Origin of the sequence: Aquitalea sp. ASV11, from assembly GCF_016429185.1 — a bacterium.
GTDB classification, from domain to species: domain Bacteria; phylum Pseudomonadota; class Gammaproteobacteria; order Burkholderiales; family Chromobacteriaceae; genus Aquitalea; species Aquitalea pelogenes.
Genome location: NZ_JAELUD010000086.1, coordinates 1 through 15,153, shown reverse-complemented (window position 1 = coordinate 15,153; position 15,153 = coordinate 1). Strand labels below are relative to the sequence as shown.

13 protein-coding genes are annotated in these 15,153 nt (G+C 62.1%); 8 read left to right on the top strand and 5 right to left on the bottom strand.

The features are described 5' to 3' along the window. From JHD62_RS19130 to JHD62_RS19115, 4 genes are all read left to right on the top strand, one after another. Positions 1–921 (top strand): HAD-IC family P-type ATPase (locus JHD62_RS19130; RefSeq protein WP_199104230.1); only part of this gene is annotated, 921 nt, incomplete at its 5' end. Positions 922–1,045: 124 nt separating this feature from the next. Beyond that, positions 1,046–1,675 carry a MarC family protein gene (locus JHD62_RS19125; protein ID WP_199104229.1) on the top strand — a complete coding sequence of 210 codons (630 nt, stop codon included), beginning with the start codon at positions 1,046–1,048 and terminating at the stop codon, positions 1,673–1,675. 201 nt (positions 1,676–1,876) lie between these two features. After that, a complete protein-coding gene (gene ccoG / locus JHD62_RS19120; protein ID WP_199104228.1) occupies positions 1,877–3,217 on the top strand; it encodes a cytochrome c oxidase accessory protein CcoG in 1,341 nt (446 codons plus the stop codon). Continuing rightward, complete coding sequence (locus JHD62_RS19115) at positions 3,214–4,623, top strand: PLP-dependent aminotransferase family protein (RefSeq protein ID WP_199104227.1); 1,410 nt, start codon at positions 3,214–3,216, stop codon at positions 4,621–4,623. Before ccoG ends, JHD62_RS19115 begins: the two co-directional genes overlap by 4 nt. 18 nt (positions 4,624–4,641) lie before the next feature. Here JHD62_RS19115 and recR read toward each other — a convergent pair whose 3' ends face one another. The 5 genes from recR to hrcA all read right to left on the bottom strand — a co-directional run bounded on the left by recR (position 4,642) and on the right by hrcA (position 9,846). Beyond that, positions 4,642–5,271 (bottom strand): recombination mediator RecR, encoded by a 630-nt coding sequence (recR, locus tag JHD62_RS19110; RefSeq protein ID WP_199104226.1) that lies wholly within the window; start codon positions 5,269–5,271, stop codon positions 4,642–4,644. Positions 5,272–5,386: 115 nt separating this feature from the next. Continuing rightward, complete coding sequence (locus JHD62_RS19105) at positions 5,387–5,725, bottom strand: YbaB/EbfC family nucleoid-associated protein (protein ID WP_045846077.1); 339 nt, start codon at positions 5,723–5,725, stop codon at positions 5,387–5,389. A 1-nt stretch (position 5,726) separates the two neighbouring features. Beyond that, on the bottom strand, positions 5,727–7,679 hold the full coding sequence (gene dnaX / locus JHD62_RS19100; RefSeq protein WP_199104225.1) for a DNA polymerase III subunit gamma/tau: 1,953 nt from the start codon (positions 7,677–7,679) through the stop codon (positions 5,727–5,729). A gap of 75 nt (positions 7,680–7,754) precedes the next feature. Next, positions 7,755–8,798, bottom strand: a complete 1,044-nt coding sequence (gene mltB / locus JHD62_RS19095; RefSeq protein ID WP_199104224.1) for a lytic murein transglycosylase B — start codon at positions 8,796–8,798, stop codon at positions 7,755–7,757. A gap of 31 nt (positions 8,799–8,829) precedes the next feature. Beyond that, on the bottom strand, positions 8,830–9,846 hold the full coding sequence (gene hrcA, locus JHD62_RS19090; protein WP_045846080.1) for a heat-inducible transcriptional repressor HrcA: 1,017 nt from the start codon (positions 9,844–9,846) through the stop codon (positions 8,830–8,832). 160 nt (positions 9,847–10,006) lie between these two features. Here hrcA and recA point away from each other — a divergent pair, with 160 nt between their 5' ends. The 4 genes from recA to JHD62_RS19070 form a co-directional block, all read left to right on the top strand. Next, positions 10,007–11,053 carry a recombinase RecA gene (gene recA, locus JHD62_RS19085; protein WP_199104223.1) on the top strand — a complete coding sequence of 349 codons (1,047 nt, stop codon included), beginning with the start codon at positions 10,007–10,009 and terminating at the stop codon, positions 11,051–11,053. A gap of 15 nt (positions 11,054–11,068) precedes the next feature. After that, a complete protein-coding gene (gene recX, locus JHD62_RS19080; protein WP_199104222.1) occupies positions 11,069–11,527 on the top strand; it encodes a recombination regulator RecX in 459 nt (152 codons plus the stop codon). A gap of 250 nt (positions 11,528–11,777) precedes the next feature. Then, the gene (gene alaS, locus JHD62_RS19075; RefSeq protein WP_199104221.1) at positions 11,778–14,411 is read left to right on the top strand and encodes an alanine--tRNA ligase; all 2,634 of its coding nucleotides are present in this window, start codon (positions 11,778–11,780) and stop codon (positions 14,409–14,411) included. A gap of 96 nt (positions 14,412–14,507) precedes the next feature. Then, on the top strand, positions 14,508–15,153 hold a 646-nt coding region (locus tag JHD62_RS19070), incomplete at its 3' end, for an ABC transporter substrate-binding protein (RefSeq protein WP_199104220.1).

The window sequence follows — 15,153 nt, the reverse complement described above, 5'->3', positions numbered from 1 at the left end:
ACCCTCACCAGCGGCCAGCTGGCAGTGCAGTTGGTGGAAACGCTGGTGAACGACAGCCCGGTGGAAGCAGTCTGGCTGGCTGCCGGGCTGGCCGCCTGCAGCACCCACCCGGTCAGTCGCGCGCTGGCCGCCCTCTCCACCAACCAGCCCGCGCCCGCCTTGCGCAATGTGCAGGAACTGCCCGGCATGGGCATGCAGGCCGACAGTGAGTGGGGGCAGGTGCTGCTGGGCCGCCCTGCGCTGTTGCAGCAAATGGGCGTACCTGGTGAACGGCCTGCGCGCAGCACTGCCTCGCTGACCGGGCTGGCGCTGGATGGCCGCCTGCTGGCCTGGTTCCATCTGGCCGACAGCCCGCGCGCCGAGGCCGCCGAGGCCATGCAGCAACTGCGCCAGTTGGGCCTGCAACGGCAAATGCTGCTGACCGGCGACCACCGGCAGGCCGCGGAAGCGGTGGGCCAGTCGCTGGCCATGGACCGTGTGGTAGCGCAGGTGCTGCCTGCCGGCAAACTCAAGGAAGTACAGACAGAAATCAGCGCAGGTTACCGCCCGCTGGTGGTGGGGGATGGCATCAACGACTCGCTGGCGCTGAAGGCAGGTGCGGTTGGCGTGGCCATGGGTGCCAGCGCAGCCGATATTGCCGTGGCCGCTGCCGATGTGGTGCTGATCAGCCATGACTTGCGCCGCCTGGCCACCGCCATCAGGCTCAGCCGCCTATGCCGCCGTGTGCTGGCACAAAACGTGGTGCTGGGGCTCGGCTGGGCAGTGGCACTCACCCTGCTGGCCGCCTTTGGCCTGCTGGGCAGTGCCGGCGTGCTGCTGGCGGCTGTGCTGCACAATCTGAGCACCCTGCTGGTGATGGCCAATGCCGGACGCCTGCTGCGCTTTCACGAGCCCTTGTCCGCCGTCACACACAAGGGCTGAGCGGCAATGCAGGGCGGCAAGCGCTATGCTGCATGCATTGTCCGGCAGCGCTGGCGCAAGCCTGCAGCTTTGTGTCCCGCCGCTGAATGTCAGCCCCACGGCTTTGCCCTAGCATGGATGCACCATGGAACTCGAAATCGCCAAAATATTTGTCGCCCTGCTGGTGCTGGTCAACCCGCTCGGGGCCATTCCCATCTTCATCAGCCTGACCCCGACTTCCAGTCAGCTGGAACGCAAGCGCATTGCCAAGACCACCACGCTGGCGGTGGCGGTGGTGCTGTGCGTATTTGCCGTGGTAGGCGAAACGCTGCTGCACTTTCTCGGTATCAGCATCGGTTCCTTTCAGGTAGGCGGCGGCTTGCTGGTGATGCTGATTGCCATTGCGCTGATGAATGCCAAACCGGCCCCCACCAAGACCACCAAGGAAGAGCAGTCCGAGGCCGAAGCCAAAACCAATATCGCAGTAGTACCCATGGCCATTCCGCTGCTCACCGGCCCCGGCACCATTTCCACCGTCATCATTTATGCCTCCACCGCCCACTCCTGGGTGCAGGTGGTGTATCTGCTGATCAGTAGCCTGCTGGTTGCCGTTACCTGCTATGGCGCGCTGGTGCTGGCCTCCCCCATCAGCCGCCTGCTGGGCCAGACCGGCATCAATATCGTCAACCGGATAATGGGCATGCTGCTGGCGGCGGTATCGGTGGAAATCATCGTCGATGGCCTGTACCGGCTGTTTCCGCAGCTGACGCGCTAAGCCAGCGGTTTGATCTGGCGCAAACAGCTGTACCGAAACTGTATGCATCAGCGGTAGCTCCACCCGGATGCAATACAAATCAAGCCTTTGTTTTTATAGATAAAATAAAAATCTGTACTGATAAAACCAGCTTGATCTGTGCATTGTCTGTCATGGTGACAGCACCTAAAAAGAGCGGGTTATCCTTCCGGAGCCCGCAGCATGAGCCAGCCCGTCCCCATCAAGATTTACCCCCGCCTGACCAGTGGCCGTTTCAACAACATCCGCGTGGCACTGGTCATCCTCACCCAGCTGGTTTTCCTCGGCCTGCCATGGCTGCAATGGAATCATCGCCAGGCGGTGCTGTTTGACCTGGAACGCCACCAGTTTTTCGTCTTCGGTGCCAGCTTCTGGCCGGAGGACTTTGTCTATCTGGCCGCCCTGCTGGTGGTCAGCGCACTGGGTCTGTTCTGGTGGACCACACTGGCCGGGCGGCTGTGGTGCGGCTATTCCTGTCCGCAAACGGTGTACACCCAGATCATGCTATGGATTGAACGGCTTGTGCTGGGCGACCACAAGGCAAGACGCAAGCTGGATGCCGCCCCCGACAGCGTCGGCAAGCTACTGAAAAAGGGGCTGGCCCACGGCCTGATGCTGCTGTTTTCGCTGTGGACCGGCTTTTCGCTGGTGGCCTATTTTGCCCCGGCAGGCCAGCTGGCCAGTAATCTGTGGCAGGGTCAGGCCGGGCCGTGGGAGGTGTTCTGGATACTGTTCTACGCGGCCTTCACCTATTTGCTGGCCGCGCTGCTGCGCGAAAAAGTGTGCAGCCATATGTGCCCTTATGCCCGCTTTCAGGGCGCGATGTTCGACCGCGATACGCTGATCATTTCCTACGATGCCCGGCGTGGTGAACCACGCGGCAAACAGGCGGATAAATCCAGTGGCGGCTGCATCGACTGCGGCATCTGCGTGCAGGTTTGCCCCACCGGCATCGACATCCGCAACGGCCTGCAATACGAGTGCATCGGCTGCGCAGCCTGCATCGACGCCTGCGACCAGGTGATGGACCAGCTGCACGCTCCGCGCGGGCTGATCCGCTACACCAGCGAGGCCGCACTGGCAGGCGACAGCGTCAGCAAACCGGCATGGCAGCGGCCACGGGTGCTGTTTTACAGCAGCCTGTTGCTCGGCATCATCAGCCTGTCGGTGTACAGCTTTACCCAGCGCCTGCCATTCAAGGTCGACATCCTGCGCGACCGCGCCAGCCTGGTGCGGGAAACCGACGATGGCTGGCTGGAAAACAGCTATAGTGTGCGGCTGATCAACAGCAGTGAAACCCCGCAGCGGCTGGCCATCAGCGTGGAAGGCCTGCCCGGCATCCGGCTGGTAGCGGCCACGCCGACAGTCAGCCTGGCCGCCACCGCCACCGAGACCATCGGCGTGCGGGTGCAGGTGGAGCCGCAACATGCAGCACGCGGGGCCAATGACATCCGTTTTGTCATTCATTCGCTGGCGCAACCGGCGCATGTGCTGCAGGAAAAAAGCAGCTTTATCGGCGAATGAGCACCCCATCCGCGAGTAATCAGTCCATGAGCAAAACCCAGCAACTGGCGCAATTGTTCCGCCATGCCATCGAACAGGGCCAGCTGCGCGCCGGTGACCGCATGCCCTCCTTGCGCCAGCTGTGCCAGGACCATGGCGTCAGCCTCACCACCGCCCAGCGCGCTTATGCCGAGCTGGAGCGGCAGGGTTTGCTGCAGGCGCTGCCGCGCTCCGGCTTCCGCGTGTGTCCACCGGTAACCCGCGCAGCACCGGCCGAAACCGCCGCCACGCAAACCCTGCGCATGGAACACCTGACCACCGCCCTGCCCATGCCCTGGGGCTGCCCCTTCATCAACCCGGCGCTGATCAACACCACACCGATGAACCGGGCACTGGGCCGCGCCTTGCAGGACTACCGCGACGCCCTGTCCAGCACACCGCTGGAAGGTTTTGACGGCCTGCGCCGCGAGCTGGGCCTGCATTATCTGAGCCAGGGCATTGCGCTGGCGGGGGACGAACTGCTGATTACCTGCGGTGGCATGGAAGCACTCACCCTGGCCATGCGCGCGGCGGTCAGCGCCTCCGGCAGCCAGAGCATGGTGGTGGTGACGCCAGCTTTCCCGGCGGCGCTGGAACAGCTGCGCCATCTTGGCATTGCCATCCTGCCGGCGGCCCTGTCCGAGCAAGGTAGCCTGGACCTGGATGCGCTGGAGGACACACTGCGTATGCAGCGCCCGGCAGGCATCGTGCTGATGGCCAATTTCCAGCACCCCACCGGCCTGGTGATGCCGGAAGCGCAAAAGCGCGCGCTGGTGGCACTGGCCGAGCAATACCGGGTATGCATCATCGAGGACGACACCTACCGCGAGCTGTACTTCGGCAAACAGGGGGCCAGCCCGCTCAAGGCCTACGACCGTAGCGGCACGGTGCTGCACTGTTCATCGTTCAGCAAATCGCTGGCACCGGGTTACCGGGTAGGCTGGATTGCAGCCGGGCGCTTGAGCGACACCGTGCGCGGGCTGAAGCTGTGCAGTTCGCTGGGCACGCCCCTGCCCAGCCAGATGGCGCTGGCGCGTTTGCTTGCCACCGGCCAGCACGGCGACATGCTGACCCGGCTGCGTGCCAGCCTGCGCCAGCGGCGCGATGCCATGGTGCAGCAAATCATGGAGAGTTTCCCGGCCGGCAGCCGTTTGCTGCGCGCCGAGGGCGGTTATTTCCAGTGGGTGGTGTTGCCGGAAGGGCTGGACTGTGCGGCCTTGCTGCCGCTGGCCATCGAACAGGGCATACACTATGCACCCGCAACGCTGTTTTATCCGCATGCGGTAAGTGCCAATGCACTACGGCTGAACTTCAGCTTTTTCGACCCGCTGCACCAGCGCGAGGGGGTTGCCCTGTTAGGCGCGCTGCTACGGCAAGCCATGGAGTGACAGGGCTTGGCGTGACGCTCAGCCCGGCGGGGTGGACGAGTCGGACTGGGCGGTCAGCGATTTGCGTTCGTACACCGCCTGCGCCAGCGTGCTCAGGTCGACATATTCCAGCTCGCCGCCCACCGGCAGTCCGCGCGCAATGCGCGACACCTTGGGGCCACGGCCCTTGAGCAGCTCGGCAATCATGTGGGCGGTGACTTCGCCCTCGGCAGTAAAATTGGTGGCAATCACCACCTCTTCCACCACATCATCCAGCGCCCGCACCATCAGCTTGTCCAGGTTCACTTCCTTGGGGCCGATATTGTCCAGCGGCGAAATACGCCCCATCAGCACGAAATACAGGCCCTGATAGCATTTGGCCTGCTCCAGCGTCATCAGGTCGGCCGGCATTTCCACCACGCACAGCTGGTCCGGCCTGCGTTCCGGGTCGGCACAGATGCTGCACAGCGGGGTTTCGCTGAAGGTATTGCAGCGCTCGCAATGTGCGAGATGATTCAGCGCCCGATCCAGCGCCCGCGCCAGCTTGTCCGCCCCGGTCTTGTCCCGTTGCAGCAAATGGAAGGCCATGCGCTGGGCGGTTTTGGGGCCGACACCAGGCAGCACTTTCAGGGCAGCAATCAATTGTTCAAGCGCGGGTGGGTTTTTCATCGGGCGGGCAAACAAAAAGGATGGGAAAACAGCAGAAACATCAAAAGCCTGAGCACAGGCAATGCCGGGAGACATTGCCTTCACTGGAAAGCAATGCCGCCCACATGGCAGAAAATCAGAACGGCAGTTTCATGCCGGCAGGCAGATTCAGGCCGTTGGTAAAGCCGGACATTTTTTCCTGGGAAGTGGCTTCCACCTTGCGTACCGCGTCGTTGACGGCGGCGGCAATCAGGTCTTCCAGCATTTCCTTGTCTTCCTTGGCATCGTCCAGCAGGCTGTCGTCGATGGACACGCGCTTCACATCGTGGGCACAAGTCATGACGATTTTCACCAGACCGGCACCGGACTGGCCTTCCACTTCCACGGTGGCCAGTTCTTCCTGGGCCTTCTTCATGTTTTCCTGCATTTGCTGGGCTTGCTTCATCAGACCAGCGATACCGTTTTTACCGAACATGTCACAACTCCTGCAAAGGTTGAATCGTTTCCGCCACCAGCGTGGCGCCCATTTCGCGCACCAGTTGCTGGATGACCGGATCGTTTTCCAGGCATTGTCGGGCCTGGGCCAGTTGTTCCTGACGATGACGGGCACCCTGCATGGCCGGTGTTTCCAGCCCCAGTTCCTCGATTGTCACCACCAGTTCGACCGGCTGACCGAATTGCTCGGTCAGCGCAGCCTTGAGTTTTTCCTGATAGTCGCGGGTGGCCATGTGACGGAAGCTGTCCGGCACGGCCAGTTGCAGTCGCGACTGGCTCCAGTTTTTCAGCACGGCATTATGTGCCAGCATGCGGGCGGCTCCCAGACGGGTACCCAGCAAGCCCACCAGCGCACTCCAGTCGCCATCAAACTGATAGGCCACCGTCTCCGCCAGCTCGGCCTCCTCGGCCATGGCATAGGCAGGCAAGGCATCGTCGGCATCGTCCCATGGTGCCGCGGTTTCCAGTTCGCTGTCCTGCTCGCTGGCCTGGTCTTCAGCTTCAGGCGTCTCTTCAGCAGGAGCGGATGCAGCAACCGGTGCCACCACAGCAGGCGCAACTTGCGGTTTGGCTACCGCCTCCACCGGCGCAGGTGGCGGTGCGACAGGCTCAGGCCGGGGCGCAGGTTCCGGGTCGGCGTCGGCCGCCGGGGAAGCCTGCTGCTCGGCAGGACGGCTGGCCGGTTTGCGATTGGCCAGGCCCGCCAGCAAGGCACGGGCAGCGGCAGAACCGTCGCTGCCCGGCTCGGCCGCAGTTACCGCCGCCGGCGCACTGGCCTGGACCTGTGCCGGGCGATGTGCGGCAGGCGCGACATGGCTGCGCGGCGCGGCTGCATTCTCAGGCTGGGCGTTGACCGGATGGAAGGCCAGCATGCGCAGCAGGCTCATGTTGAAACCGGCATGTTCGTCCGGTGCCAGCGCCAGATCCTTGCGGCCATGAATGGCAATCTGGTAGTACAGCTGCACGTCTTGCGGGGCAATCAGGCTGGCCAGCGCAAACAATGCTTCGCGTTCGGGTTCGTCGTCGGCAATGGCCGTGGGCACGGTCTGTGCCATGGCCAGTTGCTGCAACAGCACGGCCATTTCGGCCAGCACACTGTCAAAACCGATGCCACGCTGCGCCAGCTGTTCGGCTTCGGCCATCAGGCGCGGGCCATCACCGGCGGCCAGTGCTTCCAGCAACACGAACAGGTAGCGGCGGTCCACCGCGCCCAGCATGGCGCGCACGCCGTCTTCTTTCACCTCGCCCATGCCATAGGCAATGGCCTGATCCAGCAGCGACAACGCATCCCGCATCGAACCGGCAGCGGCACGGCCCAGCAGGGCCAGCGCGGCGCTTTCGTGTGGCACGTTTTCCACTTGCAGCACATGGGCCAGATGCCCTGCCACCTGCTGTGGCGTCATGTTGCGCAGCGAAAACTGCAGGCAGCGGGACAGCACCGTGACTGGCACTTTTTGCGGATCGGTGGTGGCCAGGATGAACTTGACGTGGGACGGCGGTTCTTCCAGCGTCTTGAGCATGGCGTTGAAGGCACTCTTGGACAGCATGTGCACTTCGTCGATGATGTACACCTTGAAGCGGCCGGAAGTGGGCGCGTACTGCGCGTTTTCCAGTACTTCGCGGATATTGTCGATGCCGGTATTGGAAGCGGCGTCGATTTCCAGCAGGTCGACAAAGCGGCCTGCGTCGATCTGGCGACAGGCAGAACACTCACCGCAAGGTTCGGCCGTGGTGCCGGTTTCGCAGTTCAGGCTCTTGGCCAGAATGCGTGCGATGGTGGTCTTGCCCACCCCGCGGGTGCCGGTCAGCAGATAGGCGTGATGCAGCCGCTCTTCTTTCAGGGCATTGGAGAGGGCGCGCACCACGTGCTCCTGGCCGACCAGATCGGCAAAGCGTTTGGGGCGCCACTTGCGGGCAAGGACTTGATAGCTCATGGGGGCGGATTTTAATGGCAATCGGCCGGCAAGGCGACTTCTTTTGTCAGTTGCCGCCTGCCGGTCTGGCTGGCCTTACTGGGCCGGATTCACGCTGTCGGCAGCGGGCTGTGCTGCTGACTGGGCCTGGGCATTCAGGTAGCGCAGGCGCAGCTCGGCTGCCAGCTCTTGCGCCACCTTGGCATACAGGGTGCTCTTGTTGTAGCGGGTGATCACGTAGAAATTGTTCAGCCCCAGCCAGTATTCCGTCACACCCGGCGCGGTTTCCAGCGGCACCAGCACCGCCTGCACGTTGTCCGCCACCTGGGCTTGCGGCAGCACACCGCGCGCCTTGAGTTCGCCCACCGTCAGGTGCAGGTTGAATTTGTCGGCCACCAGACTGCTCAGATCCACTCCCGGCTGTACTGCAGCCGGGATGACGATGTCGTCGCCATGGCGCCAGCCTTGCAGCTGGAAGTAATGCGCCACGCTGCCGATGGCATCGTCGACGTTATTCCAGATGTCGCGGTGGCCGCTGCCGTCAAAATCCACCGCCCACTTGCGGAAGCTGGACGGCATGAACTGCGGCAGGCCCATCGCCCCGGCATAAGAGCCTTTCAGCGACAGCGGGTCGATGCCCTCTTCCTTGGACAGCTTGAGGAATTCGGTCAGCTCGCCGCGGAAGTACTCGGCGCGGCGCGGGTAGTTGAAGGCAATGGTGGTCAGCGCGTCGGCCAGGCGGAAGCTGCCGGTGTTGCGGCCGTAATTGGTTTCAATGCCCAGAATGGCCACCACCATTTCCGGCGGCACGCCATACATCTGCTCGGCACGCTGCAAGGTGGCGGCATGCTGCTGCCAGAAGGCCACGCCGTTTTTCAGCAGGCGTTCGTTGTAAAAGCTGCCGCGAAACTGATACCAAGGCCGGGATGTCGCCGGCTTGTCCAGAATGGCAATGATGTTGGGCTTGAGTTCCACATTGGCAAACACGGCTTCCAGCTCGGGCCGGTTGAAGCTGCCGCTGGCCACCTGCTCGTCGATATAGCGTTGTACATCGGGCCGCGCCAGCAAGGCGGCATCGGCTTGCGCCACAGAAGACACCACGCCACCGGCAAGGGCGGCGGCCATCAAGAATCGTTTCATCGGAAATTCCGTGTATTGCCGCCAGTGCGGCTTAATAAGAGAGCGCACTGGAAACCAGCCGCGCAGTAATATCGACAATGGGAATGACCCGTTCGTAGGCCATGCGGGTAGGGCCGACCACGCCCAGCGTGCCCACCACCATGCCGTTGATGCTGTAGGGCGCGGTCACCACCGAGCATTCGTCCAGCGTCATCACGCCGGATTCCTCGCCGATGAAAATATTGACGCCCTGGGCGTCCTGCCCCTGGTTCAGCAGTTTCAGCAGTTCGGTCTTGCGCTCGAAAGTGGCAAACAGCTCGCGCAGTCGTGACAAGTCTTCGGACAAATCGCGCACATTCAGCAGATTCATGCCGCCGGCAATCACCACCGCGTCACTGGGGCTGCCCAGCGAACTCTGGCCAAAGCGCACCGCAGCCGACATCAGCTCGGTGATATTGCCCTGCAGTTCGCGCAACTCCACCGCCACGCGGCTGGCAATGGCACTCAGGCCCTGGCCAGCATAATGCTGGTTGATGAAATTGCCGGCTTCCACCAGTTCGCTCGGGCTGTAATCGCGCTCGGTGGTGAGCAAGTGGTTTTGCACATCACCATCCAGCGTCACCAGAATCATCAGGATGCGCCGCTCGGACAGGCGCAAGAATTCGATCTGGCGAAAAGCGACATCAGAGCGCTGCGGCGTCACCACCACCCCGGCAAAGTGGGTGAGATCGGACAGCAAGGTGGATGCCGCCTGCGCAATGCGCTGCGGGCTGTCCGGCTGCAGGCTGCTTTCCAGCTCGCGCATGGCCAGCTCTTCCAGCGGCTGGATGGTGAGCAGGTGGTCGACAAACAGGCGATAGCCCTTGGCCGTCGGCACGCGTCCGGCCGAGGTATGCGGCGAGGCAATCAGCCCCATGCCCTCCAGGTCGGCCAGGATGTTGCGGATGGATGCAGATGACAGCTCCATGCCGGACAGCATGGACAGGGTTTTCGATCCCACTGGCTGACCATCGGCAATATAGCGTTCGATCAGCGTTTTCAGCAGACGTTGTGCGCGCTCGTTCATCATGCTCTCATTTTACCTGACCAGGCGATTCCGGCCAGCCTCTCCTTCAATACCATGTTGCGTGCGTTGGTGTCATTTCAAGCCGCCTTTCGCATTTGTCGGCTCTTGCCTTTGTGCGATAATCCCCCATCTATCGATTCCACTACACGCAATTGGAGACAGCATGGCGTCAGAAGACAAGAGCCGCGCATTGGCGGCAGCCCTTGCCCAGATCGAAAAGCAGTTCGGCAAGGGTTCGATCATGCGGATGAGCGACAACCAGATCAACGAAAACCTGCAAGTGGTATCCACCGGTTCGCTGGGCCTGGACCTGGCACTGGGTGTTGGCGGTCTGCCGCGCGGCCGTGTCGTGGAAATCTACGGCCCGGAATCCTCCGGTAAAACCACCCTGTGTCTGCAGGCCGTGGCCGAAGCCCAGAAACTGGGTGGCACCTGCGCCTACATCGACGCAGAAAACGCACTGGACCCGATCTACGCCCAGAAACTGGGTGTCAACGTGGAAGACCTGCTGATTTCCCAGCCGGACACCGGCGAACAGGCACTGGAAATCTGCGACATGCTGGTGCGTTCCAGCGGTGTTGACGTCATCGTGATCGACTCGGTGGCCGCGCTGGTACCCAAGGCCGAAATCGAAGGCGAAATGGGTGACAGCCACGTCGGCCTGCAAGCCCGCCTGATGAGCCAGGCACTGCGCAAGCTGACCGCCAACATCAAGCGCACCAATACCCTGGTGATCTTCATCAACCAGATCCGCATGAAGATCGGCGTGATGTTCGGCAACCCGGAAACCACCACCGGCGGTAACGCGTTGAAGTTCTACGCCTCTGTGCGTCTGGACATCCGTCGCGTCGGCGGCATCAAGAAGGGTGACGAGGTGATCGGTAACGAAACCCGCGTCAAGGTAGTGAAGAACAAGGTATCGCCGCCGTTCCGCCAGGCCGATTTCGACATCCTGTACGGCGAAGGCATCAGCCGCGAAGGCGAAATCATCGAGCTGGGCGTCAAGCACGGCTTCATTGAAAAATCCGGTGCCTGGTATGCCTACAACGGCCAGAAGATCGGCCAGGGCAAGGACAACACCCGTGAATGGCTGAAGTCCAACCCGGCCATCGCCAAGGACATCGAAGGCAAGATCCGCGAAGCCGTCGGCATCAAGGTGGAAATCACCGAGAACGACGAAGAGCTGGCTGACGACGTACTGGACGTATAAGCACGCGAACGGCTGATGGAAAAAAGCCTGAAGGCGCGAGCCGTCGATCTCCTGTCCCGCCGCGAATACACCCGGCGGGAACTGGAGCGGCGGCTCGCGCCGTTTGCCGAAAGCCCGGAACAGCTGGCCACCCTGCTGGACGAACTGGCCGAGCGCAACTGGCAGTCCGACAGCCGCTTTGCCCGGCAGTTTGCCGACATCAAGGGCCAGAAATACGGCACCCGCCGCCTGCAGCAGGAAATGCGCCAGCGCGGTGTAGCACAGGAAGACATTGCCGATGCCCTGGCCGAGCGTGACGACCTGGCCCTGGCCCGGCGACAGTGGGAAAAGAAGTTTGGCAGCGTGGCCACCACGCCGCAGGAAAGGGCGAAACAGATGCGCTTTCTGGCGGCACGCGGCTTTGGCATGGGTGTCATCCGTCAGGTGATGGCAGGCCGTGACGAAGACGACTTCCCCTGCGCTGACGAGGACTAGGAGCGGCTGACAAAACCTCGTAGCGAACCCGGGCCAAGGCGCGCCGCCGCTGACAGTACATGGCGTACGGCAAGGCGGCGCAACGCTGGAGCGGGGGGGTTGTTATTGGCTCCAAGCCGGCACAGGCTTCATCGCCGCGCCATGACCCTTGCCAGCCTTGCCATGGCTTGACACAATCGGGCATGACCGTAATGGCCGCAAGACACTGTCCCACGCCGCTACCAACGTATTCAATATCGACGAAACCGACATGAAAACCTCCGAAATTCGCCAGAAATTCCTGGATTTCTTCGCCTCCAAAGGCCACCAGGTAGTAGCCTCCAGCTCGCTGGTACCGTGGGAAGACCCCACCCTGCTGTTTACCAATGCCGGCATGAACCAGTTCAAGGACGTGTTCCTCGGCTTTGACAAGCGCCCCTACACCCGCGCCACCACCAGCCAGAAATGCGTACGCGCCGGCGGCAAGCACAACGACCTGGAAAACGTCGGCTACACCGCACGTCACCATACCTTCTTCGAAATGCTGGGCAACTTCAGCTTCGGTGATTACTTCAAGCGCGACGCCATCCACTTTGCCTGGGAATTCCTCACCGGCGAACAATGGCTGGCACTGCCGAAGGAAAAGCTGATGGTGACGGTGTACGCCACCGACGACGAAGCCTTCGATATCTGGAACAAGGAAATCGGCGTTCCGGCTGACAAGATTGTCCGCATTGGCGACAACAAGGGCGCGCCCTACGCCTCGGACAACTTCTGGCAGATGGGTGACACCGGCCCCTGCGGCCCGTGTACCGAAATTTTCTACGACCACGGCGACCACATCTGGGGCGGCCCGCCGGGAAGCCCGGAAGAAGACGGTGACCGCTTCATCGAAATCTGGAACAACGTGTTCATGCAGTTCAACCGCGACGAGTCCGGCACCATGCATCCGCTGCCCAAGCCGTCGGTGGATACCGGCATGGGCCTGGAGCGTATCTCGGCCGTGCTGCAACACGTACACGCCAACTACGAGATCGACCTGTTCCAGAACCTGCTGAAAGCCGCTGCGCGTGAAACCGGCGTGCCCTTCAGCATGGACGTGCCGTCACTCAAGGTGATTGCCGACCACATCCGTGCCTGTTCCTTCCTGATTGCCGATGGCGTGATTCCGTCCAACGACGGTCGTGGCTATGTGCTGCGTCGAATTATCCGTCGTGCCATCCGCCACGGTTACAAGCTGGGTCAGAAAGGTCTGTTCTTCCACAAGCTGGTCGCCGACCTGGCCGAGGAAATGGGTCAGGCCTATCCGGAACTGCGCCAGAAGCAGGCCGAGATCGAAGACACCCTGCGCCAGGAAGAACTGCGCTTTGCCGAAACCCTGGACAAGGGCATGGCCCTGCTGGAAACCGCACTGGCAGCCAACAGCAAGGTGCTGGATGGCGAAACCGCCTTCAAGCTGTACGACACCTTCGGCTTCCCGCTGGACCTGACTGCCGACATCTGCCGCGAACGTGAAGTGGAAGTGGATCAGGACGGCTTCGACAAGGCAATGGAAGCCCAGCGCGAACGCGCCCGTGCCGCATCGTCCTTCAAGATGGCCGGCAATGTGGACTACAGCGGTGCCGACACCGTATTCAACGGCTATGAATCCAGCAGCGTGGATGCCAAGGTACTGGCACTGTACAAGGGCAATGAAGCCGTGCAGCAGCTGGACGCCGGCGACGAAGGCATCGTGGTGCTGGACAATACCGCCTTCTACGCCGAAGGCGGCGGTCAGGTGGGCGATGTGGGTGAAATCTCTGCCCAGGGCGGCGTGGCTGCACTGTTCGACGTGGCCGACACCCAGAAAGTACAAGCCGCCGTATTCGGTCACAAGGGCCGTCTGGCCCGTGGCAGCCTGAAGGTGGGCGACAGCGTCACCGCCACCATCGACCTGCACAAGCGTGCCGCCACCGCACGTAACCACTCCGCCACCCACCTGCTGCATGCCGCCCTGCGCCATGTGCTGGGTGAACACGTGGCGCAGAAAGGTTCGCTGGTAAACCCGGAACGTGCCCGCTTCGACTTTGCCCACAACGAACCGGTTTCCGCCGAGCAACTGGCCGAAGTGGAGCGCATCGTCAACCGCGTGGTGATCCACAACGTCGAAGTCAGCGTTGGCCACATGTCCTACGACGACGCCATCAAGGCCGGTGCCATTGCCCTGTTTGGTGAAAAGTACGGCGACACCGTGCGCGTGCTGAAAATGGGCGACTTCTCCACCGAACTGTGCGGTGGTACCCACGTACAGCGCACCGGTGATATCGGCCTGTTCAAGATCATCGCCGAAACCGGCGTGGCTGCTGGCGTGCGCCGTATCGAAGCCGTCACCGGCGAAGGTGCGGTAGCGCTGGTACAGGCACAGGATGGCGAACTGAAAGCCGCCGCTGCCATCGCCCAAGCACAGCCGGGCGAACTGCTGTCCAAGCTGGAAAAACTGCAGGCCGAACTGAAGGCCGCGCAGAAACAGGCGCAGCAGCTGAAGGGCCAACTGGCACTGGGTCAGCTCGACCAGCTGCTGGCCGGCAAACAGCAAAGCATCAACGGTGTGGCCTGCCTGATCAGCAAGATTGACGACATTGATGCTGCCACCTTGCGTGACATGAGCGACAAGGTGATGGACAAGCTGGCAAGCGGCCTGGCGCTGCTGGCCTGCGTGGCCGACGGCAAGGTGAGCCTGATTGCCCGCGTTTCCAAGGACCTGACCGGCAAGGTCAAGGCCGGTGAACTGGTGAATCAGGTTGCCCTGCAAGTAGGCGGCAAGGGCGGTGGCCGTCCGGACATGGCCCAGGCTGGCGGTACGCAGCCGGAGAACCTGGCCGCAGCGCTGGAAAGCCTGCCGTCCTGGCTGGAAGGCAAGCTGTAACAAGCCTTGTTTCAACGACAACAGCCGCCGGTGCAACCCGGCGGCTGTTGTCGTTTATAGTGTACTCATTCCTGATGTGATTGCCGGAGCCTCACCATGTCAGTCATCCACCGTGTTCTGTCCTGCCTGTCCCACGCCGGTGCCGTACTGCTGCTATCGGCGCTGCTGGCCCAGCCTGCCAGTGCAGCCGAGCGCTTGCTGGTGGTGACCGAAAACGAGTTCTGGCTGAATACCGTGGATGGCCAAGGCAATATCTCCGGCCCCAGCACGCGACTGGTGAAGGACATCCTGGCGCGCGCTGGCCTGAAAGCAGATTTTCAAGTGTTTCCATGGGCACGCGCCTATCGCATCGCCGCTACCCGACCCAATACGCTGATTTATTCGATTGCCCGGACCAGCAGCCGCGAGAGCCAGTTTATCTGGCTGGGGCAGATAGCCTACATGCAACGCGTGTTCTACCGGTTGCACGGCGAGACATCTGTAGCTCCACAAAACCTGGAGCAGGTGAAAAGCTGCTGCAAGGTCTGCGTGGGCAATCATGATGTGCAAGAGGAATTCCTGGCCAAAGCCGGTTTCCAGGAAAACAGCCAGTACATCACCACCAACAGCCAGCAGGAATGTCCGCGCCTGCTGCAAAGCGGGGCGGCCCAGCTGCTGATAGCCGACCCGGACCAGCTACGCAGCCAGCTGGCACGGCTGAAACTGCCAGAGCAGCAGTTTGACGCAGTACTCACCCTGCCAC